Origin of the sequence: Neorhizobium sp. DAR64872/K0K18 (assembly GCF_050500175.1) — a bacterium.
GTDB classification, from domain to species: Bacteria; Pseudomonadota; Alphaproteobacteria; order Rhizobiales; family Rhizobiaceae; genus Neorhizobium; species Neorhizobium soli.
On record NZ_CP191446.1, the window covers coordinates 3,402,792 to 3,426,012 of the forward strand.

General features: G+C 60.2%; 23 protein-coding genes. 11 read left to right on the forward strand and 12 right to left on the reverse strand.

Annotation, left to right across the window (positions count from 1 at the left end):
- The first annotated feature begins 14 nt into the window (after positions 1-14).
- Together ACQY1P_RS22030 and ACQY1P_RS22035 are read left to right on the forward strand one after the other, a co-directional pair.
- Positions 15-1,214: a divergent polysaccharide deacetylase family protein gene (locus ACQY1P_RS22030; protein WP_430255492.1), complete on the forward strand. Its 1,200-nt coding sequence runs from the start codon at positions 15-17 to the stop codon at positions 1,212-1,214.
- 15 nt (positions 1,215-1,229) lie between these two features.
- Complete coding sequence (locus ACQY1P_RS22035; RefSeq protein ID WP_430255494.1) at positions 1,230-1,763, forward strand: RNA pyrophosphohydrolase; 534 nt, start codon at positions 1,230-1,232, stop codon at positions 1,761-1,763.
- Between the two features lie 92 nt (positions 1,764-1,855).
- On the opposite strand, the gene bfr is transcribed toward ACQY1P_RS22035, so the two are convergent.
- The 3 genes from bfr to ACQY1P_RS22050 form a co-directional block, all read right to left on the reverse strand.
- Entirely contained in the window at positions 1,856-2,341 is a 486-nt protein-coding gene (gene bfr / locus ACQY1P_RS22040; RefSeq protein WP_430255496.1) for a bacterioferritin, read from the reverse strand.
- Positions 2,307-2,618 carry a (2Fe-2S)-binding protein gene (locus ACQY1P_RS22045; protein WP_430255498.1) on the reverse strand — a complete coding sequence of 104 codons (312 nt, stop codon included), beginning with the start codon at positions 2,616-2,618 and terminating at the stop codon, positions 2,307-2,309. Before ACQY1P_RS22045 ends, bfr begins: the two co-directional genes overlap by 35 nt.
- A 96-nt stretch (positions 2,619-2,714) precedes the next feature.
- Positions 2,715-3,182 (reverse strand): hypothetical protein, encoded by a 468-nt coding sequence (locus tag ACQY1P_RS22050; RefSeq protein WP_174197292.1) that lies wholly within the window; start codon positions 3,180-3,182, stop codon positions 2,715-2,717.
- Between the two features lie 477 nt (positions 3,183-3,659).
- Between ACQY1P_RS22050 and ACQY1P_RS22055 the strand changes: the two genes are divergently transcribed.
- A complete protein-coding gene (locus tag ACQY1P_RS22055) occupies positions 3,660-4,097 on the forward strand; it encodes a metallopeptidase family protein (RefSeq protein ID WP_062462782.1) in 438 nt (145 codons plus the stop codon).
- 34 nt (positions 4,098-4,131) lie between these two features.
- Here the strand turns inward: ACQY1P_RS22055 and ACQY1P_RS22060 are convergent, their stop codons facing one another.
- Together ACQY1P_RS22060 and ACQY1P_RS22065 are read right to left on the reverse strand one after the other, a co-directional pair.
- Positions 4,132-4,338, reverse strand: coding sequence for a DUF1737 domain-containing protein (locus tag ACQY1P_RS22060; protein ID WP_062462785.1), 207 nt, complete (start codon positions 4,336-4,338; stop codon positions 4,132-4,134).
- Positions 4,335-5,210 (reverse strand): HpcH/HpaI aldolase/citrate lyase family protein, encoded by an 876-nt coding sequence (locus tag ACQY1P_RS22065; protein WP_430255500.1) that lies wholly within the window; start codon positions 5,208-5,210, stop codon positions 4,335-4,337. Before ACQY1P_RS22065 ends, ACQY1P_RS22060 begins: the two co-directional genes overlap by 4 nt.
- A 143-nt stretch (positions 5,211-5,353) precedes the next feature.
- Here ACQY1P_RS22065 and ACQY1P_RS22070 point away from each other — a divergent pair, with 143 nt between their 5' ends.
- The 4 genes from ACQY1P_RS22070 (at position 5,354) to leuB (ending at position 7,883) form a co-directional block, all read left to right on the forward strand.
- Positions 5,354-5,596, forward strand: a complete 243-nt coding sequence (locus tag ACQY1P_RS22070; RefSeq protein WP_062462792.1) for a hypothetical protein — start codon at positions 5,354-5,356, stop codon at positions 5,594-5,596.
- A 126-nt stretch (positions 5,597-5,722) separates the two neighbouring features.
- Positions 5,723-6,328: a 3-isopropylmalate dehydratase small subunit gene (gene leuD / locus ACQY1P_RS22075; RefSeq protein ID WP_062462796.1), complete on the forward strand. Its 606-nt coding sequence runs from the start codon at positions 5,723-5,725 to the stop codon at positions 6,326-6,328.
- Between the two features lie 10 nt (positions 6,329-6,338).
- Positions 6,339-6,728 carry a RidA family protein gene (locus ACQY1P_RS22080; protein ID WP_184655582.1) on the forward strand — a complete coding sequence of 130 codons (390 nt, stop codon included), beginning with the start codon at positions 6,339-6,341 and terminating at the stop codon, positions 6,726-6,728.
- Positions 6,729-6,773: 45 nt separating this feature from the next.
- A complete protein-coding gene (gene leuB / locus ACQY1P_RS22085; RefSeq protein ID WP_430255502.1) occupies positions 6,774-7,883 on the forward strand; it encodes a 3-isopropylmalate dehydrogenase in 1,110 nt (369 codons plus the stop codon).
- A gap of 80 nt (positions 7,884-7,963) precedes the next feature.
- Here leuB and ACQY1P_RS22090 read toward each other — a convergent pair whose 3' ends face one another.
- From ACQY1P_RS22090 to ACQY1P_RS22110, 5 genes are all read right to left on the reverse strand, one after another.
- Positions 7,964-9,679: an MFS transporter gene (locus ACQY1P_RS22090; protein WP_430255504.1), complete on the reverse strand. Its 1,716-nt coding sequence runs from the start codon at positions 9,677-9,679 to the stop codon at positions 7,964-7,966.
- Positions 9,680-9,841: 162 nt separating this feature from the next.
- Positions 9,842-11,110: an FtsX-like permease family protein gene (locus ACQY1P_RS22095; protein ID WP_430255506.1), complete on the reverse strand. Its 1,269-nt coding sequence runs from the start codon at positions 11,108-11,110 to the stop codon at positions 9,842-9,844.
- Positions 11,107-11,796, reverse strand: a complete 690-nt coding sequence (locus ACQY1P_RS22100) for an ABC transporter ATP-binding protein (RefSeq protein WP_325265603.1) — start codon at positions 11,794-11,796, stop codon at positions 11,107-11,109. Before ACQY1P_RS22100 ends, ACQY1P_RS22095 begins: the two co-directional genes overlap by 4 nt.
- Before the next feature lie 4 nt (positions 11,797-11,800).
- The gene (locus ACQY1P_RS22105; RefSeq protein WP_325265604.1) at positions 11,801-12,271 is read right to left on the reverse strand and encodes a hypothetical protein; all 471 of its coding nucleotides are present in this window, start codon (positions 12,269-12,271) and stop codon (positions 11,801-11,803) included.
- 141 nt (positions 12,272-12,412) lie between these two features.
- The gene (locus ACQY1P_RS22110) at positions 12,413-14,176 is read right to left on the reverse strand and encodes an alkaline phosphatase (RefSeq protein WP_325265605.1); all 1,764 of its coding nucleotides are present in this window, start codon (positions 14,174-14,176) and stop codon (positions 12,413-12,415) included.
- Positions 14,177-14,264: 88 nt separating this feature from the next.
- On the opposite strand from ACQY1P_RS22110, the gene ACQY1P_RS22115 reads away from it, so the two are divergent.
- The 3 genes from ACQY1P_RS22115 to ACQY1P_RS22125 all read left to right on the forward strand — a co-directional run bounded on the left by ACQY1P_RS22115 (position 14,265) and on the right by ACQY1P_RS22125 (position 16,623).
- A complete protein-coding gene (locus ACQY1P_RS22115; protein ID WP_162734925.1) occupies positions 14,265-14,459 on the forward strand; it encodes a hypothetical protein in 195 nt (64 codons plus the stop codon).
- A gap of 114 nt (positions 14,460-14,573) precedes the next feature.
- Positions 14,574-15,608 carry an aspartate-semialdehyde dehydrogenase gene (locus ACQY1P_RS22120; protein ID WP_062577062.1) on the forward strand — a complete coding sequence of 345 codons (1,035 nt, stop codon included), beginning with the start codon at positions 14,574-14,576 and terminating at the stop codon, positions 15,606-15,608.
- 202 nt (positions 15,609-15,810) lie between these two features.
- Positions 15,811-16,623, forward strand: coding sequence for a lytic murein transglycosylase (locus ACQY1P_RS22125; RefSeq protein ID WP_062462825.1), 813 nt, complete (start codon positions 15,811-15,813; stop codon positions 16,621-16,623).
- Between the two features lie 21 nt (positions 16,624-16,644).
- Here ACQY1P_RS22125 and ACQY1P_RS22130 read toward each other — a convergent pair whose 3' ends face one another.
- Entirely contained in the window at positions 16,645-17,319 is a 675-nt protein-coding gene (locus tag ACQY1P_RS22130) for a carbonic anhydrase (RefSeq protein ID WP_062462828.1), read from the reverse strand.
- Positions 17,320-17,387: 68 nt separating this feature from the next.
- Positions 17,388-18,260, reverse strand: coding sequence for a pyridoxal kinase PdxY (gene pdxY, locus ACQY1P_RS22135; RefSeq protein ID WP_430255509.1), 873 nt, complete (start codon positions 18,258-18,260; stop codon positions 17,388-17,390).
- Between the two features lie 176 nt (positions 18,261-18,436).
- On the opposite strand from pdxY, the gene ACQY1P_RS22140 reads away from it, so the two are divergent.
- A complete protein-coding gene (locus ACQY1P_RS22140) occupies positions 18,437-23,200 on the forward strand; it encodes an NAD-glutamate dehydrogenase (RefSeq protein ID WP_430255511.1) in 4,764 nt (1,587 codons plus the stop codon).
- The last annotated feature ends 21 nt before the right edge of the window (positions 23,201-23,221 follow it).

The window sequence follows — 23,221 nt, forward strand, 5'->3', positions numbered from 1 at the left end:
CGCGGGCATATCCCTTGGGCAGCGATCTCCATGCACCGCTCGGTCAAAACCGGCCGCCGAAGCGACAAAAGGCTCGTCGACTGTCGACGCTTGCCATTTTCGGGGGCATCGGCCTCATCGCCATCGTCGGCTTGTCGATCTACGCGATGCGAAACGATCCCCAACTTGAGCGGATCGCCGCGAACGATCCGCCCTCCTCCGCAGCGACCTCGGCCAAGGTACCGGCTGACGCAGTAAGCCCGTCCGAAAATTCCGACCCCAACGGCATGCCGCGGTCCAATCCGAATTCCGGAGCGACCATCGAGCAGAACCGGATGGCGGATGGCTCGGTCGTGACGAAATACACACCGCGTGAACGGGATGGAAACGGCCCCGTTCTCATCAATGCCCTGAGGATCGGCCAGGACCCGCGATTTGCCGCAGAGCCGAACGACGCCCTTCTTGAGGACACCGAATACGGCAAACTGCCGATCCTCGGGGAAGACGGCATGCGGCCGATGGACCAGTATTCACGTCCCTGGTCCGGCGCCCGTGGCACAAGGATCGCAATCGTGGTCGGCGGCCTCGGTCTCAGCCAGACAGGCACCCAGCGCGCCATCCAGCAACTGCCATCAGGCGTGACGCTCGGCCTTGCCGCAAGCGGCAACAGCCTGCAGCGCTGGATGCAGGAAGCGCGCCGCGCGGGCCACGAAATCCTCATCCAGGTCCCGTTCGAGCCCTACGACTACCCGGCCAACGACCCCGGCCCGGGCACGCTTCTCGTCAAGGATCCTGCCGCAAAGAACCTCGAGCGACTGCACGTGGCGATGGGCGAGATCACCAACTATACCGGGATCATGAACTATCAGGGCGGCCGCTATCTCTCCGACGTCAAGGCGCTCGAGCCTATCCTGCGCGACATGGCCTCACGCGGCCTGCTGTTTCTTGACGATGGCACGTCGGCTCAAACCAAGACCGAGGTCCTGGCCAAGGCAATGCAGCTGCCGCACGCCTTCGGTGATCTGACACTGGACGGTCAGCTCCAGTCGGATGCGATCCTCAAGAAACTTGACGAACTCGAGCGGATAGCTCAACGCAAGGGAACGGCGATCGGCGTCGCCTCCGCATTCGACGAGAGCATCGCAGCAATCCGGAAATGGGCCGACGAAGCCTCGCAGCGCGGTGTTGAAATCGTCGGTGTCTCCACGATCGCCCGCGAGAGCGTGGCACCTTGAATGAAGGGGAATGAGATGGCCAAGGATCACAAGAAGCCGGTGAAAGCGGAAGATCTTCCCTATCGCCCTTGCGTCGGGATCATGGTGCTCAACAGCCAGGGCCTCGTCTGGGCCGGACGCCGCATCGCCGCCGGCAACAGCGAATATGATGGATCGCCCCACATGTGGCAGATGCCGCAGGGCGGGATCGACAATGGCGAAGATCCCCTGCCCGCCGCCTATCGTGAACTCTACGAGGAAACGGGCATGCGTTCCGTCACGCTGCTTTCTGAAGCCGCCGACTGGATCAACTACGATCTTCCGGAGCAGCTGATCGGCATTGGTCTCAAGGGAAAGTATCGCGGCCAGACGCAGCGCTGGTTTGCCTTCCGCTTCGATGGCGACGAAAGCGAGATCGCCATCAACCCGCCACCGGGCGGCCACACGGCTGAATTCGATGCCTGGGAATGGAAGCCGATGCAGGATCTGCCCGACCTGATCGTGCCGTTCAAGCGCTCGGTCTATGACCGGGTCGTCGCGGAATTTGCCCACCTCGCGATAGCGGGCTGATTGCACATTCGATTAGCGCTGATCAGATATAGAAAAGCCCGGTGAAAGCATCATCCACCGGGCCTTGATACAGAATGTCGAAGACTTGACCGTTACTCGGCGGCGTCTGCGGATTCCGCGTTGAGCTGACCGTATCTCTCTTCACCGATCTTGGAGAGCAGTTCGAGCTGCGTTTCGAGGAAGTCGATATGACCTTCCTCGTCCATCAGTAGCTGTTCGAAAAGCTTCATGGAGACATAGTCTCCGGCGGCGTGACAGATATCGCGCGAGGCCTTGTAGGCGGTGCGGGCATCGTATTCGCCGGCCAGATCGGCTTCGAGAACTTCCTTGACGTTCTGGCCGATGCGCAGAGGCGCCAGCGTCTGAAGGTTCGGATGGCCCTCAAGGAAGATGATGCGGTCGATCAGGCGATCGGCATGCTGCATCTCTTCGATGGACTCGGCACGTTCCTTCTTGGCAAGCTTGGTAAAACCCCAATCGTGCAGGAGACGGTAATGCAGCCAGTATTGGTTCACAGCGCCAAGTTCGAGGAACAGTGCCTCGTTAAGCCGCTCGATGACCTGTAAGTCGCCTTTCAATGTCCGCTCTCCTGTTTTCTTCGTGGAGTTGTTTCAAGCGCGACATATATACGATCACGTCAGCTTCCGTCGAGTGCCGCTGGGCGTGATATTCCTCGGTCGTGCGGATGATCAGATCAACGACATTGGGAAAGCAACCGCAGCAACGGCCGCGCTTTTCCATCGCATGGTAGACCTTCACGGGAACGATCAGCTGCCAACAGTCCTCAGTGAGGAGTTGGATGATCGTATCCTTGATCTCCCTTTCGGTGATGTAATTACAACTGCAAACCAGCATTTCAAATCGACCTGGAGAACATTGACCTCGATACAGTCTTTTTTGCAAAAGAGGACAACCGATGTCAAGAAAGAATCCAGCCCGGTAATTGACATATCATAACCCCCTTATCAACGATCCGTGATCGGAGGCAGTGATGCCTAACCGGCTGCTGTGTCGCTGCGATATCTCTGAAAAGGCTCGAACGTCACTCGATCGAAACAACGCGCCGCCACAGGTTCCGTCCGCGGCAGAAGCAGAATCGCTCCACACGCCCGGAAAAGATGCGAGTGTCCCTTTGACGTCGAAACCCATCTGACGGAGTCTGCGGGAGGCATTGCCGAGCAAGCCCTGCTCTCCGCCACCGTAATCCGCACAGCCCGTGATATCCAGAGAGAGCCCGTTGCGCCCTTCTAGCGTCACCAGTGGCGTATATCGGTCGCACCAGTCGGAGAGCGCCATCAGAAGCGCCGCGTCGGCATCATCGTCTTCGTCCATCACGTCGAGCTCCGGAAAGATCGCTCGCGCTTCTGAAACGCCCTGCCCCAGCTTCAGGTTAAGGCGTTCGGCGGCCGCGTCGAGCACTGTCAGGCACATCCTGTCGGCGTGGCGCCCGGCAAAGACGATCGGTGGATGGTCGTGATGGCGGTAAGACCGCCAGTCCATACCCCAGCGGCGGCGCGCAATTCTGTCGGTTGACAGACGCGGGAACACGAGTGTCAGAATACGCCTCTGTCGATGCGCCAGAGGGGATCGAAAACAGGCGGTCATGCGGGTTCCAATCCAGACCAGACGCGAGCATCACGAGCAAGCTCGCCGACCGCTTTCCGTCTCCGAGATCGGCTTGCGCAGGGCAAAAGTCTCTCCCGCGCCCAGGCACCTTTGGCCATGGCGTTAACTCCATCGATAATGTTCGCTTTATGTTCTTATGGATTCCAGACACGTGGCAAAGAGTCAACAGCTCCCGATCAGGAATCTTTTCCTCTAAAAGCTATCGCAATGATTCTTTTCTCGAAATAGCTGCTTCAGGTATTATATGTGCCTGAGTTGGAAGGAGATCCCATGGCCCGCATTGACCAGACCGATGATTGGCAGGATCGCCATGCGCCGACGATCAGCACGTTCGAGTCGCTGGCATTAGAAGCCTACAGCCACCTTCCGGACGAATTCCGCAAACTCACGACGAACCTCACCATTGAGGTCGAAGAATTTCCGGACGACGACGTTTTCGAAGACATGGCGCTGGAAACGCCGTTCGACCTTCTGGGCCTGTTCGAAGGACGTGGCATTTCGGAACGGTTTACGGTCGAAACCGGCGAACTGCCCAATCGCATCCGGCTCTATCGCCGGCCTATCCTCGATTACTGGGCGGAGAATGAGGAAACGCTGGGCGATATCATCACCCACGTCCTTATCCACGAGATCGGCCATCACTTCGGCCTGAGTGACGACGACATGGAGCGCATCGAGGCGAGCGCCGAGGAAGCAAGCCAGCGCTGATCCAGCGCTGGCAGACACACCTCGGCCTAGCTTTTTACTGCTCGCCGAGCTTCATGTCGGGGCTGTATTCCTTGCCTTCTACGGTCTTCATCACGGCCTGGCCGCAATGCATCTCGCCCGTCTTGCCGTTGAAGGCGTAGCTTGGCGAACCGGAGAGTTCCCAGCCCTTGTTCAGCGCCGCCGTCACCCGGTGACAAAAGGCGGCATCGTCAGGACCGGTGATGAAACGATATACTTTCATGGCTTTCTCTTTCTGTTGGCGATGACCGCCGCGCTGGCGACGAGCTTTTCCGCATCCTCGAGATGCAGACGCTCGACCATGCGACCGTCGAGGTTGATGACGTTGAGCGTTTCGGCTCCCGGCTGGCGGAAGGCCTCGATGATGGCGCGCGCCTCTTCAAGCGCATCATCATCAGGACCGAAATGACGGTTGGCCGCGTCGATCTGCGCCGGATGGATCAGCATCTTGCCTGAAAATCCCATGGCGCGGCCCTGGGCGCACTCGGCTTCGAACGCGACTTCGTCCTTGAAATCGTTAAACACGCTGTCGATCACATCGACACCATAGGCCCTGCCCGCCAGCACGACCTGCATCAACCAGGGTATGAGATTGGCCCGCCCCGGTTGCGGCAAAACACCCGTTGCCTTGCGAAGATCGTTGAGCCCCACGACGAGGCATTTGATCCGTCCGCCCACGCTCGAGATTTCGGCGGCGTTGAGGACGCCGAGCGGCGTTTCGATCATCGCCCAGATAGAGACCCTCTCCGGCACGCCCGCCTGAGAAAGGCGCTCGGCGATCACCTGGACGTCGTCCGCATGCTCAACCTTGGGAATGACCACCGCATCCGGCAGAAGTTCGACGATGAGCTCGAGATCCGCAGGACCGAATTCGCTTGTGAGCGGATTGATCCGGATAGCCGTCTCGAGACCATCGGAATTCAGCTCGGCAAAGCTTCTGCGGAGGTTATCCCGCGCTTCCGCTTTCTGCGCGAATGCCACGGAATCCTCCAGATCGAAAATCACGCCGTCGCAGTCGAGCTGCGGGATTTTCGAAAGCGCACGGGTGTTGCTCGCGGGAACGCTCAGGAGCGAGCGCCGGATCAGAGCGGCCATCGCTTCGGGACCATGTAATCATTGGGAAAAGTCATAACGTGGTTGTGACAAGCTTTTTGGCCCTCGGCAAGACAGGAGGTCGTGAAACCACTTGTAAGCGGGGCCGGCCGGTCCCACATTTCAGACGTTGAAAGGTATGATCCATGCAAAACATTCGTGCATTTTTCGTCGTCGCCTCAGCTATTGCGGTGCTTGCCATGGCGGCGCTCTTTACAGCGTCTCTGACCGTCGCATTTGCCGGCATTCTCGTCCTTCTTTCAATTGGTAGGGCGATCTCGACCAGGTTGAACCCTGTACCCGTGCGAGCGAAATCGTTCGGACCAAAGCCGGCCAGCCGCGATATTCGTGTGTGGAACGACGGCCGCGGTACCATCATCGACCTCTAGCGTCATCATGTTCGCTCCGCCTGCGCGCTCTGGCGCAGCGGAGTACCGGTTGAAGGCATAATGCCCTTCAAATCGGCGGCAAATTGCTTTATTTGGCCTTCACGACAACTCCCTTGGAGGCAGATCATGGACAAGTTCACGCAACTCACAGGCGTCGCAGCGCCGCTTCCGGTCGTCAACATCGACACCGACATGATCATTCCCAAGGACTACCTGAAGACGATCAAGCGAACCGGTCTCGGCAAGGGACTGTTTGCAGAATCCCGCTACAATCAGGATGGGTCAGAAAACCCGGATTTCATCTTGAACAAGCCGGCCTATCGCAATTCCAAGATCCTGGTGGCTGGCGACAATTTCGGCTGCGGCTCGTCGCGTGAGCACGCGCCTTGGGCACTTCTCGATTTCGGCATCCGTTGCGTGATCTCGACCAGCTTTGCCGATATTTTCTACAATAACTGTTTCAAGAACGGCATCCTGCCGATCATCGTGTCTCCAGAAGATCTCGAAAAGCTGCTCGACGATGCGGATCGCGGCTCCAATGCCGTCATTTCGATCGATCTCGAAGCGCAGAAGATCACAGGTCCGGATGGCGGCTCGCTGCATTTTGACATCGATCCCGGCCGACGCCAGATCCTCTTGGAAGGTCTCGACGATATTGCTTCGACATTAAAGAGCGACGCCGTGATCTCGAGTTTCGAGGACAAGAACAGCACGGAACGCCCCTGGCTCTGAGGGTCATCAGATGGTCACGCATATCTCCTCGGGATCACCCTTCGAAGCGCGGATCGGCTATTCCCGCGCAGTTGTTGACCGTGACATGGTCTATGTCTCGGGCACGACGGGCTATGACTATGCCCTGATGGTGATGCCTGACGATGTCGCTGACCAGACCCGCAACGCGCTCGCCACTATCGCAAAAGCGCTTGGCGAAGCCGGCAGCAGCCTGAAGGACGTGGTCCGCGTGCGCTATTATCTCGTCGACATGGCCGACTACGATGCCGTGGTCGAGGTCGTCGGATCGGTATTTGCCCAGATTCGGCCGGCAGCGACCATGATCGTCTGCGGCCTCACCACCCCTGAAATGAAAATCGAGATCGAAGTGACCGCACGCATCGGTGCCGGCGCTTCCTGAAACAGCTGCCCAACCGCCGCCTGAACAATCAAGGACATCTGCACAATGGCAAAACACCTTTTCCTGCTTCCCGGTGATGGCATCGGTCCAGAGGCCATGGGCGAAGTGCGCAAGATCATCGCCCATATGAACGACGCCATGAGTGCCGATTTCGTCACCGACGAAGGTCTGGTCGGCGGCTGCGCCTATGATACGCATGGTGCCGCCATTTCCGACGAGGATATGGAAAAAGCGATGACGGCCGATGCCGTCCTGTTCGGCGCCGTCGGTGGTCCGAAATGGGATAGTGTGCCCTATGAGGTTCGCCCGGAAGCCGGCCTGCTGCGTCTGCGCAAGGATATGGAGCTTTTCGCAAATCTGCGCCCGGCCATCTGCTATCCGGCGCTTGCCGCCGCCTCCTCGCTGAAACCCGAACTGGTGGACGGGCTCGACATCCTGATCATCCGCGAACTGACCGGCGGCGTCTATTTCGGTGAGCCGAAGGAAATCATCGATCTCGGCAACGGCCAGAAGCGCGGCATCGATACCCAGATCTACGACACCTACGAGATCGAACGCATCGCAGGCGTTGCTTTCGAACTGGCGCGCACCCGCAAGAATGCCGTGTGCTCGATGGAAAAGCGCAACGTGATGAAATCCGGCGTGCTGTGGAACCAGGTCGTCACCGAGATCCACAAGGCCAAGTATTCCGATGTGAAGCTGGACCACATGCTGGCCGATGCCGGCGGCATGCAGCTGGTTCGCGCGCCGAAACAGTTCGACGTCATCGTCACCGACAACCTGTTCGGCGACATGCTGTCTGATGTTGCGGCCATGCTGACGGGTTCGCTCGGCATGCTGCCGTCCGCTTCCCTCGGCGCACCCGATGGCAAGACCGGCAAGCGCAAGGCGCTGTACGAGCCGGTCCATGGTTCGGCACCGGATATTGCCGGCAAGGGCATTGCCAACCCGATCGCCATGATCGCGTCCTTTGCCATGTGTCTTCGCTATTCCTTCAACATGATCACTGAAGCCGACAACCTGGAAAAGGCGATCGCCAACGTTCTCGACCAGGGCATCCGCACCGGCGACATCATGGCCGACGGCTGCCGCCAAGTCGGCACCGGCGACATGGGCGACGCCATCCTCAAGGAATTTGCCGGCCTCTCGGCCTGAGGCATCCCGCGAGGGGACCACTGCCCTGAAACGAAAAAGGGCCCGGCGTTTCCGCCGGGCCCTTCTTTTTTGCTGACTGATCAGTCGTTAAGATCGATATTGCGCCGGTCCTTCACGAAGACCGCGCCGATGATGATCGTGAGAACGGCAAAGCCGACCGGGTACCAGAGGCCGGCATAGATATCCCCGGTCGAGGCAACGATCGCGAAGGAGGTGGCCGGCAGCAGCCCGCCGAACCAGCCGTTGCCGATGTGATACGGCAGCGACATGGCGGTATAGCGGATGCGTGTCGGGAAAAACTCCACCAGCGCCGCGGCGATCGGGCCGTAGACGATCGTCACATAGACGACCATGACCCAGAGAATGGCGATGACAGTCAAAGCCTGGGCATTGCCGAACACCGCGAAGAAGCCATCCACACGCACCTTGGCAGCATCGTTGGCGGCAGGGTAGCCGGCTGCCACGCTGGCCGGGCCGAGACGCTGGGCGAAGGTTTCGGTCTTGCCGTCCGGCAACGTCACATTGGCAACGGGAACGTCCGTGCCCGCTACGCTGACCGTGGTTGGCGCACCGGCGGCTGCTGGCACCAGCGTGTAGGTAAACGCCTGCTGCGACAGCGTGCGTCGCGCGACGTCGCATGGCTGCGTGAAGGTTCTGATACCAACAGGGTCGAACAGGGATCCGCATGTCGCCGGATCCGCCGAAACCTGGATCTGGACGTTTTTGATCGCTCCCGCGTAGGTCGGATTGGCGGTATTGGTCAATGCGTGGAACAGCGGGAAGTACGTGACCGCTGCGAGCGCGCAGCCTGCCAGAATGACCCATTTGCGGCCCACGCGGTCAGACAGCGCACCGAAGACGAGGAAGAATGGTGTGCCGAGAAGAAGCGACCAGGCAATCAGTACGTTCGCCGTCAGAAGGTCGACTTTCAGGATGCTCTGCAGGAAGAACAGCGCGTAGAACTGGCCGGTATACCAGACGACGGCCTGGCCGACGACAAGGCCGAACAGTGCTATCAGCACGATCTTGCCGTTCTTCCAGGTGCCGAAGGCTTCCGTCAGCGGTGCCTTCGAACGGGTGCCTTCTTCCTTCATCTTCTGGAAGACGGGGGACTCGTTCATCTGCAAGCGGATGTAGATGGAGACCGCAAGCAGCAGTGCCGATCCGAGGAACGGAATGCGCCAGCCGCCCAGCAGACCGAATATGACCGGATAGCTTGTGGCAAAGGCTTCTTCACCCATGTTGACGCGCAGCGTCACGATGACGGCGAGCGACAGCAACAGGCCAAGCGTCGCCGTCGTCTGAATCCAGGCCGTGTAAAATCCGCGGCGACCGGGCGGGGCGTGCTCCGCCACATAGACAGCAGCACCACCGTATTCGCCACCGAGCGCCAGGCCCTGCAACATGCGCAGCGCGATGAGAAGGATGGGCGCCGTTGCACCAATCTGCTCGTAGCTCGGCAGAAGACCGACAAAGAATGTCGATAGGCCCATGATCACGATCGTGACCAGGAAGGTATATTTGCGTCCGACAAGATCGCCGAGCCGTCCGAAGACCAGTGCGCCGAAGGGTCGGACGAGAAAGCCTGCAGCAAAGGCCAGCAGTGCAAAGATGGCCTGCGTGGCGGGCGGAAACGCCGAAAAGAACTGCCGGCCGATGATGACGGCAAGCGTTCCGTAGAGATAGAAATCATACCATTCGAAAATGGTACCCAGCGACGAGGCGAAGATGACCTTCTTTTCCTCGCGCGTCATGGGGCTAGCCTTCGTCCGGGCTGCCGTTGCGACGTGTGCCATTGTCGTCCTCCCAACAAGATGAACTCCGTGCCTTCCTGTCCGGCCATTCTCCTCCTCGGCCAGACAGGTTAGCGCAATCGTTGCAGAGTGACAGAATTTGGCACGCCGGATGAGACATGCTTTCGGCTTATGACTTTCGTCTAATGACGTAGTCCGGAGTGGTCAGGAGCGAAGCGCCTGGGCGGGCGACTGCCGATAGGCAAGAAGTGCCGGCACGGCCGAAAGGACCGCTGCAAAGCCCAGCAGAAAAAGTGCCAGACGTACGTCGTCTCTCGTGAACCCGACCGGCAGGATGACCCCGCTTTTCGCGGTAAACAGATGGGCGCCGAACTGCGCCGCCAGTAGCCCGCAGACGAAGCCGAGCCCGATGCCAAGCGCAACCAGGAGAAGCAGCTCCAGCCACACGATCAGGAAGACGGCGCCGCGCGGTGCCCCGAACGCGCGCAGCGCGCCGATCTGCCGGCGCCGTTGCCCCACATGGATCACCGTCACCAGCACCAGTGCCGCCGCGACAAGAGCCTGAGATCCCGCAGCGACCGCACTCAACACCATTTTCGCATCGCCAAGCGTTGCATAAAGGCCGGTCAGCACCTCGCCGGGAAAGACCGCCACCGTGCCATTGCCGCGATAGGCCTGACGCAGGCGATAAGCGTCGGCAATCGACTTCGGTTTGACCAGAATCGCTGGAAGGCCGGGGGTATCAACACCGAAATCCTCGACGAGCGGCGCATCCGGATCGATGCCGCCGTGATGATGGTCTTCGTCATGGGTGGTAGAGGCGACAGCTGCCGCAGGCTCCGTGCTTGCGTCCTCGTGCTCATGCTCAGCGCCTAAACCATGAACGTGCCATACGGCCTGGATCGGCACGAGAATGGCGCGGTCCCATGGCGTGCCGGTCGGTTTGAGCTTGCCGACGACCTTGTATGCGATGTCCGTATGGGTTGGACCACCAGTTTCGGCTGTTCCATGCATCGGCTTGACGACGGCGCCGACCGGAAGAGTGACGGAAGCGCCGAGAACCGCTTCGCCTTCCGCGGCAAACATGCGCCCCTCGCCAAAGCCCGGCGTCGTGCTGGTGACAAGCGTGGTCGTCGTTCCAACGATCGGATAGCCGGCAAAGGAATCGCCGAAACCGACGGGTGCCGCCCAGGCCACGCGCGGATCGGCAGCAAGCTTTGAAAGCACTTCTCCATCGACCAGCGGCAGCGGTGCGGGCTGCAGAAAGATCGAGGAAAGGATAAGCTGCGTTTCGCTGCCGGAGGCGCCGATCACCAGATCGAACTTGTCCGCAGCACGCGCACTGCCGAGCCGCAGCGACCGTTCCTGCAGGGTCACGGCAACACCGAGTGCCGTCGCTAAGGCAACCAGAAGCACCACGACGGCGCAGCCCAGCCAGAGACGCCGCAGGTCGGCGACGATAAAACCGATCATGCAGCGATCTCCCTGACAGTCTCATCGCCGACGATGCACCCGCCCCTGAGCACGATGCGCCGGTCGAGGCGTTCGATCATGCGCTGGTCATGGGTGGCCACGACAAGCGTGCTGCCGGCACCGGCCGCGACCGACAAAAGCAGATCACCGACTGCCTCGCCGTTTTCGAGATCGAGGCTTGCCGTCGGCTCATCGGCGATGATGATACCCGGCTTGCGCAGCAACGCCCGGGCGATCGCCACCCGCTGCATCTCGCCGCGCGACATGGTCTCGATGGACTGACCGGGTCGCTTCAACCCGACGGTCTCGATCAGCTCCTGCGCTCTTTTCACCAGATCCGGGTTTGATACGCGCGAAAGCCTTGCCGGCAGGAGCACGTTGTCGAGCGCGGAGAGGCCCGCAAACAGATGGAAATCCTGCATCACCAGGCCGACATTCTCGGCCCGCCAGCGGTCTCTCCGGCCTTCCGACAGTCTGGCAATATCCTGCCCACCCCAGACGACATGGCCGATGCGAACACGCTCGAGGCCTGCAATGATATTGAGAAGCGTGCTCTTGCCCGATCCCGACCCGCCCGTCAGCGCAACGCGGCTGCCGGCTTCGATATCGAGAGCATCGATGGACAGAACCGGTGTCGCCAGACCGGGAAACGAGACGGCGAGAGATTGTACCTTCAGAGGCATCATGTCGTCAGACCGTACCGTATTCCGCCTGTCGGATCCTGAGCAGGCTCACGAAGCCGGTGTCCGGATCGGTCCACGAGCCCATCTCAAGCTTGCCGCGCACCTCGATCGTCTGGCTTGGCTGGGTGAATGTCTGCTTCTCATCGAGATAGACAACGACGATATTGTCCGGCCAATCCGCATCGGTGGAGCAGAACGGGCAGATCGACATCGGCACTTCGGTCAGAACGAAGAACGAGGCTTCCGCCTTCAACGGCGGCGCCATGAAACCGCGCATGGCGATCTCCTGGCCGTTCAGCCGCTTGACCTTGTCGGAAAATTCGAGCCCGAGAACGCTGACCTTGCCATAGAGTTCGTCGAAGGAAAGCGGATCGTCCGCACGCGCGGTTGCGCCTGATATCAGCAGCGGCAGGCCGGCAATGATGCCAAGCGAGGTCTTGAGCATCTGGCGACGGTCGACCATCTCGAGCGCTCCCATGATCATTTTCCCTCGTTGATCACGGTCATCATCCAGCAGGTGAGGCATATCTTCAAGTCCCGCGATATCTCATTGGACAGGGGGCATGCCACAGGACATGCCCCCTCCTTCATTCATGTCGTTCAGGCCAAATAGGTCTGATTAGTTGGTCTGCTTGGCGCCCAGCGCGAAAGTCTCCGCGAGAACCTTGTAGACGTCGCTCTGCTCCATGTAACCGCGGAAGCCTTCCGAACCCGGACCGGCAGCCTGAAGCACGACATCGTCAACCGCATGGACGCCGCTGTCAGCGCTCTTCGGAATGATGCCGGTCACGAGAACAGCGCCCGGGACATCCTTGTAGGCTTCGTTGGCGACATATTCCTTCTTCTCGTTCTGGATGGCGGGAACGAAGGGATTGTCGAGCTTCGGACGGAATGTCTCGTAGTGATCAGGGCCGTTATTGGCGTTCAGGAACAGGCGCTTGGTAACATCGACCTTGTCAGGATAACCGTCCTTGTTCTCGTCCATATAGTTCGGGAAGCCTGCCTCGGCATAGGTCCCGACCTTTTCGCGCATGTCGTCGCCCGGCTTTTCATCGTTGACCGTACCGATGATCGAAACACCGTGGGTATGATCGCCGGTGACGATGATCAGCGTGTCGGGGTTCTTGTCGGCAAATTCGCGGGCTGCGGCGATTGCCTTGTCGAATTCGATCGTATCGACGACGGCGCGGTCCCAGTCCAGCGGATGGGACATCTTGTCGATATTGGCAGCTTCGACCATCAGGAAGAAGCCGTCCGGGTTCTTCGACAGCGTGTCGAGGGCGACCTTGGTCATGTCGACGAGGCCCGGCTGGTCCGGGAACTTCGCGGTCGTGCCCTTTTTCAGGAATTCGCGGTCAAGCGTCGTGTCCATGTTGCCGGTGTGGAACAGGCCGAGGATCTTACCCGTATTGGTGCCGGATGCCCTTGCCAGTTCAGCCTTGCTGGTCGCAAGCATGTAGCCGGCGTCCTTGAACAGGGCGATATAGTCCTTGTCGTCCTTGCGCTTGGATCCGGGCGTCGCCTGGGGCAGGAAGTAGGCGGAACCGCCGCCCAGCAGGACGTCCGGCTCGACGTCGAACAGCATGCCGTTGATTTCCGCCTTGTCGCCGCGCTTGCGGGTGTGGGCGACGACGGCTGCGGGTGTTGCGTCCTGAACTTCTGCGGTCGTGACAATGCCGATCGACTTCTTCGTCTGGCGGCGGACCGCCTCAGCGTATGTTTCAACCTTAGGATCGTCCAGCGAGTCAGGCGTGCGGTCGGCATAGACGCCGATTGCGTTCACAGCTGTCTTGTGGCCGGTCATATAGGCCGACATCGTGTTGGCGCTGTCGGTAGCGACGGCGTCAGTCGCGGATGTGCCGATAAAGGCTGCCGGCGGGATGTCGTCCATCGCGAGACGACCGTTCGCCTTGCCTTCGGTCATGCCCTTGGCCATGATGCGGGCAGCGGTGCGATGCGCCACGGAAAGACCGTCACCGATCAGGAAGATCACGTTCTTGGCCTTTGGCTGCGCCGCGGTGCCGTAGACGTTCCAGGTCACGCTTTTGGTTTCCGAACCAGCAGACACCTCAACCTTGTAGTCGCCGGCATTCGCGATCGTCAGTGCGCGCAGCACGACGGCGGAACCGAGGACCTTGTCCTTGTTCTTCTCTTCTGCAACGAACTCGACATCCTTGCCGAACACAGACTTGTAGTCCTGGCCGTTGACGGTGATCTTGACGTCCTCAGGCTTCACGACCGAGCTGAACTCGACCTTGAAATCGAATGGAGAGCCGGTCAGGATCGTCGCCCGATCAAGCGGAAAGACGTTCGCGGCGTGGGCGGCTTGAATGCCGCCGGAAAGAATTGTGGTGGCTGCAAAGGCAGCAAGAAGCATACGCATGGAAAACCCCCGTCGTTGCGTCGCATAGAGGTTCGGGGATAGCCCCATGCGATGACAGTGCAATGACAGAAACGTGATAACGGCGCCGATGTCCGATCGCATCAACCTTGACTCTGTGGCAAAATCTTTTATGAGCAGCGTTGGAAAAGGAGTGTCCATGCTTCGCCGCGACTTTCGCTTTGCTGCGTGTGATGACCTGGCAGTATCTGCCGGGCGGCTGGATGTTGCCCTTTCGGTTTCCGACAAAACCACGGCCAAAACGACGACGAAAATTATCGTCTGACGTCTCTGGCCACCGCTCTCTCCCCGGTACGGCCGGGGACAAGGAACACCGCGTCGCGCGCGACACGGGCTTCCCCCTCAGAAAACCGAGGAGAGACAGAAAGAGAGCAAAGAAATGGGTTTCAAGATCGCAGTCGCCGGTGCAACCGGCAATGTCGGCAGGGAAATGCTGAACATTCTGGCGGAACGTGGTTTTCCGGCTGATGAAGTCGTCGCACTCGCCTCCGCCCGCAGCCAGGGCACGGAAGTCTCCTTCGGTGACAAGACGCTCAAGGTGTCCAACCTCGAGAACTACGATTTCTCCGATACCGACATCTGCCTGATGTCCGCCGGCGGCGATGCCTCCAAGAAGTGGTCGCCGAAGATCGGTGCGCAGGGCTGCGTCGTCATCGACAACTCGTCCGCCTGGCGCTACGATTCGGAAGTGCCGCTGATCGTTCCGGAAGTGAACCCCGACGCCATCGTCGGTTTCTCCAAGAAGAACATCATTGCCAATCCGAACTGCTCGACGGCCCAGCTCGTCGTCGCGCTGAAGCCGCTGCATGACTTTGCCAAGATCAAGCGCGTCGTCGTTTCCACCTACCAGTCGGTGTCCGGTGCCGGCAAGGAAGGCATGGACGAACTCTTCACCCAGACGCGCGCCGTGTTCGTGGCCGATCCGGTCGAATCGAAGAAGTTCACCAAGCGTATTGCCTTCAACGTCATCCCGCATATCGATAGCTTCATGGAAGACGGCTACACGAAGGAAGAGTGGAAGGTTCTGGCCGAGACCAAGAAGATGCTCGACCCGAAGATCCGTGTCACCTGCACGGCCGTTCGCGTTCCGGTCTTCATCGGCCACTCCGAATCCGTCAACATCGAGTTCGAAAACGAGATCACGGCCGATCAGGCCCGCGATATCCTGCGCGAAGCGCCGGGTTGCCTCGTGATCGACAAGCACGAAGACGGTGGCTACATCACGCCTCTCGAATGCGCCGGTGAAGATGCGACCTACATTTCGCGTATCCGCGAAGACGCAACCGTCGAAAACGGACTCAACATCTGGGTCGTCTCCGACAACCTGCGCAAGGGTGCCGCGCTGAACGCGATCCAGATCGCCGAACTTCTGGTCAATCGCGGTCTCATCAAGCCACGCAAGGTTGCTGCTTAATAAGTAACGTACTTTATTAAGCAAATCCGCTTAGAAAGCCCCGTCAGAAATGACGGGGTTTTTTCGATTCGTCTCTCTTCACGAACTATTCATGGGAAGATGAATTGCGATTATCCGCCACTGGGGTCATAAGGCCGAATATAGCGCAATTCTTCCGGAAGCTTTCGGCCAAGCAATCCGGACTTTCGACGGGTTTGACCGCATGATGAAGACTATTCTGGCAGGATTGATCGCAGCAGCAACGCTTGCAACCGCAGCCCCGGCCTTTGCCGCCGCCTGCGGCAATGATGGAGCCGGTTTCGACCGCTGGGTCGCCGATTTCAAGCAGCAGGCACCGTCCAAGGGTATCAGCCCTGCAGTTCTCGACCGCGCCTTTGCCAACGTCGTCTACAACCGCCCGACCATTCGCGCCGACCGCGGCCAGAAAAGCTTCAAGCTTTCCTTCGACGAGTTCATGAAAAAGCGCGGTGGCGCAACGATCATCTCGCGCGGCAAGTCCATGAAGAAATCCAACGCAGCGCTGTTTGCGTCGATTGAGCGCCGCTACGGCGTTCCGGCCGGCCCGATCCTGGCAATCTGGGGCATGGAAACCGGTTTCGGCAATTACATGGGCGACCAGCATACGCTGTCGGCCGTCGCGACGCTTTCCTATGACTGCCGCCGCTCGGCCTACTTTACCGAACAGCTTTACGCTGCCCTGCAGCTCGTTGCCCGCGGTGATCTCAGCACCACTGCAAAGGGTGCAGCGCATGGCGAAATCGGCCAGACGCAGTTCCTGCCGCTCAACGTCATCCGCTACGGCGCCGATGGCGACGGTGACGGCCATATCGACATGGTTCGTTCGCGCGCCGATGCGCTGGCATCGACCGCCAACTTCCTCAAGGGTCATGGCTGGCGTACAGGCGCCGGTTACCAGCAGGGCGAGCCGAATTTCGTCGCCATCCAAGGCTGGAACGCGGCAACCGTCTACCAGCAGGCGATCGCATACATGGGCGCCCAGATCGACGGCGGCTGAGCCCTTACACCGTTGAAATGATCAGGCCGGGCTCTGCTCGGCCTCGATCGCCGGTACACTGATGTCTGGCCGGGTGAAATCGCCCTTCTCGTTCATCACCCACAACTCGCCGGTCGAGATATCGAACCAGGCGCCGTGAATGTCGAGTTCTCCCTTTTCCGTGAGATTGCGGACGAAGGGGAAGGTCTGCAGATTGGCGATCGAATTGCGGATCGACACCCGTTCGAGCGCTGTCTGACGCTCGCTCTGGGTCATCAGGTCGTTGCTCTGGATCTGCGTGGCCGCAGGCCTGACCAAACCCATCCACTTGCCGATGAAATCCCCCTCCGACAGCGGCTTCATGGAAGCGTCGAGCGCTGCCTGGATACCGCCGCAGCGGCCGTGGCCCATGACTACGATATTGCGGATCTCGAGCACCTGCACCGCGTATTCAACCGCAGCCGATGTCCCGTGAAACTGGCTGTCGGGCTCGTAGCGCGGTACCATGTTGGCGACGTTGCGGACCACGAAGAGTTCTCCCGGACCGCAGTCGAAGATCGTCTCGGGCGCCGCGCGGCTGTCGCAACAGGCAACCAGGAGCGTATGCGGCTTCTGGCCGGTATCGGCGAGCGCGCGGTAGCGCTCCCGCTCGTCGCTGTAGCGACCACTCATGAAGTTACGGTAGCCCGAAAGCAGTTTTTCTGGAAATTCGCTCATGGCTCACGATTATCGTGCAGCCAGACGAGAATCAACGGCCATTGTGTGGATGGGCATGCTCTTTGAGCTTACGGCTTGCGCCTCTTAAGGGGATGCACGAGCCGGCGCATCTGGACCATCGCCATCGGCGTCGAGAGGCTGGCGGCATCCATTTCCAGCGTCAGCTCGTTGGCCCCGCGCTTTACCGAACGCGCCAGCACTTCGAACACGCTGGCAGTCGTTGTCTGCAGGGCTTTCTCTTCATCCATGCCGGACATGACGCGGGCGAGAAAAACCGCTGAGAGTAGGTCTCCGAGCCCGTTCGGGGCGTGGTCGATCAGCCGGTGTTCAGCCAGCAGCGCATGATTGCCGGTGAGATAGAGATTGCCTGTACTGCCTGTCATCATCGGCACCGCCGAGGTCACCAGCATCCGCGGCGGCCCGAGCGCGACTGCTGCCTCCATGATCGCATTGTTATCATCGAGCGGTGCACCCGAGAGCCAGGCAAGCTCGTATCGGTTCGGCGTGGCGATGGTGGCAAGCGGCAGAAGCTCGTCGCGGATTGCTTCGGCTGTCGGCTGCGGGATATAGAGCCCGCCGAGATCGCCCATCACGGGATCGCAGACATAGATAAGGTCCGGGTTGTTTCTCCGCAGCGCCTCGATCAGTCGTGCCACGGCGCGCGGCTGCGCGGCATTTCCGAAATACCCGGTCAGCACCGCCTTCACTTCGCCGAGCCATGGCGCCCGGATGAGATCGTCTATAGCCTTGTCGAAATCCGATTCGGGAAACGTCAGGCGCGTCGAAGGACCGTGCCCGGGATGCCAGGGCAGCACGACGGTCGGCATGGCCCAGACGGGATATCCCAGGGTCTCGAGCGCGAAGACGGCGGCCCGGTTACCGACCGAGCCACGGATCACATGGCTGGAAATGACGATGACCGCGCCTGAATTACCCTGCATGATGCTTGCTTTCGACGTTATCGAACCGTTGATCGGATCTCTGTGTCGGCATGTCAACAAGACGTGACACGCCTATGACAAATTCCAGCCGCAAGCACCGGTGAGACACCGCGGCAAAGCATAATGACATTGGCTGCGTTTTATCGCACGTTGAGAAAAAATTTAGGGAGAGACAGATGGCAGGCCGGCAAAACCCGAAGCGGGACAAGCAGATCGAGAAGGCGGGCAAGATTGCGGCCGCTTCCGGCATGGAGGACAATCTCGATCCCTTCCTGATCTTCAGCCGCGCCAGCAGTGACGATCTCGAAAACTACACCCCAGAAATGCTCGCCCTGTGCGCGGGACATGCCGCAAGACGGCTGAAAGCCTGGACGCGAATCAAGGCCGACATCACAATCGAAACCCTTGATGGTGTCGAGCCCGATGGAATGCCGGTTTCGATCATTACGGTGATTGATCGCAACATGCCGTTTCTGTTCGATTCGGTCATGGGTGAAGTTACGACGGCCTATCGCGACCTCACGATGGCCGTCCATCCGATCCTGGTCATCGAACCGGGCAAGCAGCCGACGCTTCACTCGAGCGAGCGACCCGGCGACCCGGCCCATCACGTCAGCCTGATCCAGATCCATGTGCCTCAGCTCAACGACGAGCAAGCCGACGGGCTGGTCGAGCGAATCCGCTTTGTTCTTAACCAGGTGCACCAGGCCATTACCGGCTGGTCCGCGATGCTCGGCGTTCTCAAAGACGCCCAGGCCCAACTCGTCAACGCTAAAAAAGGCAAGAAGGCCGATGCCGACGAGGCGTATGCTTTTCTCGACTGGCTCAGGAACGACAATTTCACCTTCCTCGGCATGCGCGAATACACCTATTCGGGCAAGGGCGCCGATGCCAAGGTGGAGCGCGGCAAGGGCAGGGGCCTCGGCATTCTGTCCGATCCGGATGTGCTCGTCCTGCGTCAGGGCAAGGATCAGGTCACGACGACGCCAGAAATCCTCGAATTTCTCGACGGCCCGGATTTCCTCATCGTCGCCAAGGCCAACGTCAAATCCGTCGTGCACCGTCGCGCCTATATGGATTACGTCGGGGTGAAGCGCTTCGACGAAAAGGGCAATGTGGTCGGCGAACTGCGCATCGTCGGCCTGTTCACGTCCACGGCCTATACCCAGTCCGTCCGCGACGTGCCGCTCTTGCGCGCAAAGATTGCCCGCATCGAGAAGAATTTCGGGTTCGACCCGGAAAGCCATTCGGGCCGCATGCTCGAAAACACGCTGGAATCCTACCCGCGCGACGATCTCTTCCAGATCGATCTCGACGTGCTCTCGAGCTTCTGCGAACAGATCATGGAGCTGAGCGAGAGGCCGCGCGTGCGCGTGCTGCCGCGTATCGACCATTTCGACCGTTTCGTTTCGGTCATAGTCTACGTGCCGCGCGAGGATTATAATTCGATCGTCCGCGAAAAGGTCGGCGCGTATCTCTGCGAAATCTTCGACGGCCACGTCTCGGCCTATTACCCGGCGTTTCCGGAAGCCCGCGTGGCCCGCGTCCACATGATCATCGGCCGCAGCGGCGGCAAGACGCCGCGTGTCGCGCAGGCAAAGCTTGAGGAGGCCGTGCGCCTCATCGCCACGCCTTGGGAGGACAGGTTCGCGTTGCTTGCGGAAGACGGACCCCGCCTGTCCGTCACCCGCGCTTTCCAGGAAGCGTTCTCTCCGGAAGAAACCTTTGCCGACCTGCCCGATATTGCCGCCTGCGCAGCGGGTGAAACAATCCGCATCGACTTCTACCGGCGCCCCGGTGACGATGCGAACACCGTTTCGCTAAAGATCTTCCACCGCGACCAGCATCTTTCCCTGTCGCGCCGCGTGCCGCTTCTCGAAAATCTCGGCTTTCACGTGGTCAGCGAGCAGACATTCGAAATCCACGCCGGCCCGCAGGCGGACCTCATCGTCCTGCACGACATGGAACTGCAGCTCGACGGTGCCCGCGAGATCGATCTTGCGCGTGAGGGACAGCGGCTCGAAGACGCGTTCCTCAAAGCCTTCGAGGGATTGACCGACAATGACGGCTTCAACCGCCTCGTTCTGCTCGCCGGACTTTTCGCCCGCGAAGTGACCGTGCTGCGCGCCTATGCCCGCTATCTGCGCCAGGCCGGCATCGTCTACTCGCAGACCTACATCGCCGATACGCTCAACAAGTATCCGGAAATTTCCGCCTCCGTCTTCCGCCTGTTCCGCGACGGGTTCGATCCGAAGATTGCCGAAAAAGCCCGCATCAGGAAGCTGACCGAGCTGCACGAGACGATCGAGCAAGCACTCGGCAACGTGCCGAACCTCGACGAGGACCGCACACTTCGCCGCTTCGTCATCGCGATCGACGCAACGCTTCGCACCAATTACTTCCAGGTTGACGAGAACGGCGGCGCAAAGCCGATGCTGGCGTTCAAGCTTGATCCTGATTTGCTCGATGGCCTGCCGGAACCGCGCCCGTACCGCGAGATCTTCGTCTACGGCACCGAAGTCGAAGGTGTTCACCTGCGCTTCGGCAAGGTCGCTAGAGGCGGCATCCGCTGGTCGGATCGCGGCGAGGATTATCGCACCGAAGTGCTGGGCCTTGTGAAGGCACAGCAGGTCAAGAACGCCGTCATCGTTCCCGTCGGCGCCAAGGGCGGCTTCTTCCCGAAGATGCTTCCCGCCGCCGCCTCGCGCGACGCCTTCTTCAACGCCGGCAAGGAAGCCTACAAGACCTATATCCGCACGCTTCTGTCCGTCACCGACAACATCATCGACGGAGAGGTGGTCCCGCCGGAAAACACGCTGCGCATCGATGAGGACGATCCTTACTTTGTCGTCGCTGCCGATAAGGGAACGGCAACCTTCTCCGACACCGCCAACGGACTGGCGCAGGAAGCCGGCTTCTGGCTGGATGATGCCTTCGCATCGGGCGGCTCTGCCGGCTACGACCACAAGAAGATGGGCATCACCGCCCGCGGCGCCTGGGAAGCGGTCAAGCGGCATTTCCGCGAAAAGGACATCGACATCCAGACGACGCCGTTCTCCGTCGCCGGTGTCGGCGACATGTCGGGCGACGTCTTCGGCAACGGCATGCTTCTGTCGGAAAAGATCCGCCTGATCGCCGCCTTCGACCACCGCGACATCTTTATCGATCCGGATCCGGATATCGAGAAATCCTTTGCCGAGCGCAGTCGCATGTTCGCGCTTGCCCGCTCCAGCTGGCAGGATTACGACCGCTCGACGCTGTCTGAAGGCGCGATGATCATTTCGCGCACGGAAAAATCCGTGAAGCTGACCAAGCAGGCGGCAGCGGCGATCGGCCTGGACAAGATGACGGCCTCGCCCTTCGAGATCCTGACGGCGATCCTGAAAAGCAAGGTCGACCTTCTCTGGTTCGGCGGCATCGGCACCTATATCAAGGCCGCATCCGAAACCGACACCGAAGTGGGCGACCGCGCCAATGACCCGATCCGCATCACGGCCGCAGAAGTCGGTGCTAGCGTCATCGGCGAGGGCGCCAATCTCGGCGTTACCCAGAAGGGCCGCATCGCCTATTCGCTGGCCGGCGGGCGCTGCAATTCCGACGCGATTGACAATTCCGCAGGCGTCAATTCGTCCGACGTCGAGGTCAATATCAAGATCGCGCTCAATCCGGCCATGCAGGACGGCAGGCTGACCCGCGCCAAGCGCAACACGCTGCTCGCCTCCATGACGGAAGACGTGGCTCATCTCGTCTTGCGCAACAACTACCTGCAACCACTGGCGATTTCGCTCGTCGAGCGCAAGGGTGCCGCCAATCGCGAGCAGCTCGCCCGCCTGATGTCGGTCCTCGAAAGCGAAGGGCGGCTGAACCGCAAGGTCGAGACTCTGCCCGACGACGCCGAGCTTGCCGAGCGCTACGCCAGTGGGAGACCGCTGACACGACCGGAGATCGGCGTGCTCGTCTCCTACTCGAAGATCGTCCTGTTCGACGCCCTGATCGACAGCACCATCCCCGACGACCCGTATTTCGCATCCGTGCTGAAAACCTATTTCCCGGCGAAGATGCAGAAGGCGTATGCCGCAGATATCGCCGGCCACCGCCTGCACCGCGAAATCGTCGCGACGGCGCTGGCAAACGAAGCCATTAACCGCGGCGGCCCGGGCTTTGTCCACATGATGAGCGACATGACGGGGGCCACCTCGGCCAATGTCGTCAAGGCACTCTTCCTCGTTCGCGACGGCTTCGATCTCGAAAACATCTGGGCCGAAATCGACCAACTGGATGGCAAGATCTCGGGCAGGGTTCAGAATGATCTCTACGCCCAGGTTAGCCGCATCATCGGCATCGGCACCTATCTCGCGCTTCAGACGCAGATCGGCACGACGGAGCTGACCGAGGCCATCGCCAGGCTCCGGGCCGCCATCAAGGGTCTGCGCGCCGCCGTGACCGACGATATCATCGCCGAAACGGGCCCGCTTGCCGCAGAACTTGAGGCCGAAGGTGCGCCGTCCGGTCTCGTGAAAGAGATACGCCTGCTATCGGCCCTCGTCATCGTGCCGGAGATCATGCGGATTGCCGACCGGACCGGCGAAAGCATGGCGCGCGCCATCGAGAGCTATTTCGCCGTCACCGAAACGTTCCGCGTCAACCGGCTGATCGTGGCCGGCGAGCGGATTGGCACAAGCGACCATTACGAAAGCCTGGCACTGTCACGCAGCCTGCAACAGCTCGCATCGGCACGCCGCGACATCGTCATTGCCGTCCTGACCGAGCACCGCAAGGACAAGAAGCCGGTGGAGGCCTGGATCGCTGGCGATCGACTGCGCGTCAATCGCATCGGCGCTGAACTGATGAGCCTCAGCGAAAGCGGCGATCTGACCCTCTCGAAGATTTCCGTCGCCGCCGGCCTGCTGGGAGATCTGGCACACGCACGGTCGACTTGAGGGCAGGGGCTCCGGGGAAAA

Bases quoted from the DNA above. Each gene is read 5' to 3' on its own strand.
- ACQY1P_RS22035 (WP_430255494.1), top strand. From the start codon at position 1,230: ATGGCCAAGGATCACAAGAAGCCGGTGAAAGCGGAAGATCTTCCCTAT.
- ACQY1P_RS22070 (WP_062462792.1), top strand. From the start codon at position 5,354: ATGCAAAACATTCGTGCATTTTTCGTCGTCGCCTCAGCTATTGCGGTG.
- ACQY1P_RS22110 (WP_325265605.1), bottom strand. From the start codon at position 14,176: ATGCGTATGCTTCTTGCTGCCTTTGCAGCCACCACAATTCTTTCCGGC.
- pdxY (WP_430255509.1), bottom strand. From the start codon at position 18,260: ATGCAGGGTAATTCAGGCGCGGTCATCGTCATTTCCAGCCATGTGATC.
- ACQY1P_RS22045 (WP_430255498.1), bottom strand. From the start codon at position 2,618: ATGCTGGTTTGCAGTTGTAATTACATCACCGAAAGGGAGATCAAGGAT.
- ACQY1P_RS22065 (WP_430255500.1), bottom strand. From the start codon at position 5,210: ATGGCCGCTCTGATCCGGCGCTCGCTCCTGAGCGTTCCCGCGAGCAAC.
- ACQY1P_RS22120 (WP_062577062.1), top strand. From the start codon at position 14,574: ATGGGTTTCAAGATCGCAGTCGCCGGTGCAACCGGCAATGTCGGCAGG.
- ACQY1P_RS22130 (WP_062462828.1), bottom strand. From the start codon at position 17,319: ATGAGCGAATTTCCAGAAAAACTGCTTTCGGGCTACCGTAACTTCATG.
- ACQY1P_RS22080 (WP_184655582.1), top strand. From the start codon at position 6,339: ATGGTCACGCATATCTCCTCGGGATCACCCTTCGAAGCGCGGATCGGC.
- ACQY1P_RS22095 (WP_430255506.1), bottom strand. From the start codon at position 11,110: ATGATCGGTTTTATCGTCGCCGACCTGCGGCGTCTCTGGCTGGGCTGC.
- ACQY1P_RS22105 (WP_325265604.1), bottom strand. From the start codon at position 12,271: ATGGGAGCGCTCGAGATGGTCGACCGTCGCCAGATGCTCAAGACCTCG.
- ACQY1P_RS22115 (WP_162734925.1), top strand. From the start codon at position 14,265: ATGTCCGATCGCATCAACCTTGACTCTGTGGCAAAATCTTTTATGAGC.
- ACQY1P_RS22125 (WP_062462825.1), top strand. From the start codon at position 15,811: ATGATGAAGACTATTCTGGCAGGATTGATCGCAGCAGCAACGCTTGCA.
- ACQY1P_RS22090 (WP_430255504.1), bottom strand. From the start codon at position 9,679: ATGGCACACGTCGCAACGGCAGCCCGGACGAAGGCTAGCCCCATGACG.
- ACQY1P_RS22140 (WP_430255511.1), top strand. From the start codon at position 18,437: ATGGCAGGCCGGCAAAACCCGAAGCGGGACAAGCAGATCGAGAAGGCG.
- leuB (WP_430255502.1), top strand. From the start codon at position 6,774: ATGGCAAAACACCTTTTCCTGCTTCCCGGTGATGGCATCGGTCCAGAG.
- ACQY1P_RS22060 (WP_062462785.1), bottom strand. From the start codon at position 4,338: ATGAAAGTATATCGTTTCATCACCGGTCCTGACGATGCCGCCTTTTGT.
- leuD (WP_062462796.1), top strand. From the start codon at position 5,723: ATGGACAAGTTCACGCAACTCACAGGCGTCGCAGCGCCGCTTCCGGTC.
- ACQY1P_RS22100 (WP_325265603.1), bottom strand. From the start codon at position 11,796: ATGATGCCTCTGAAGGTACAATCTCTCGCCGTCTCGTTTCCCGGTCTG.
- ACQY1P_RS22055 (WP_062462782.1), top strand. From the start codon at position 3,660: ATGGCCCGCATTGACCAGACCGATGATTGGCAGGATCGCCATGCGCCG.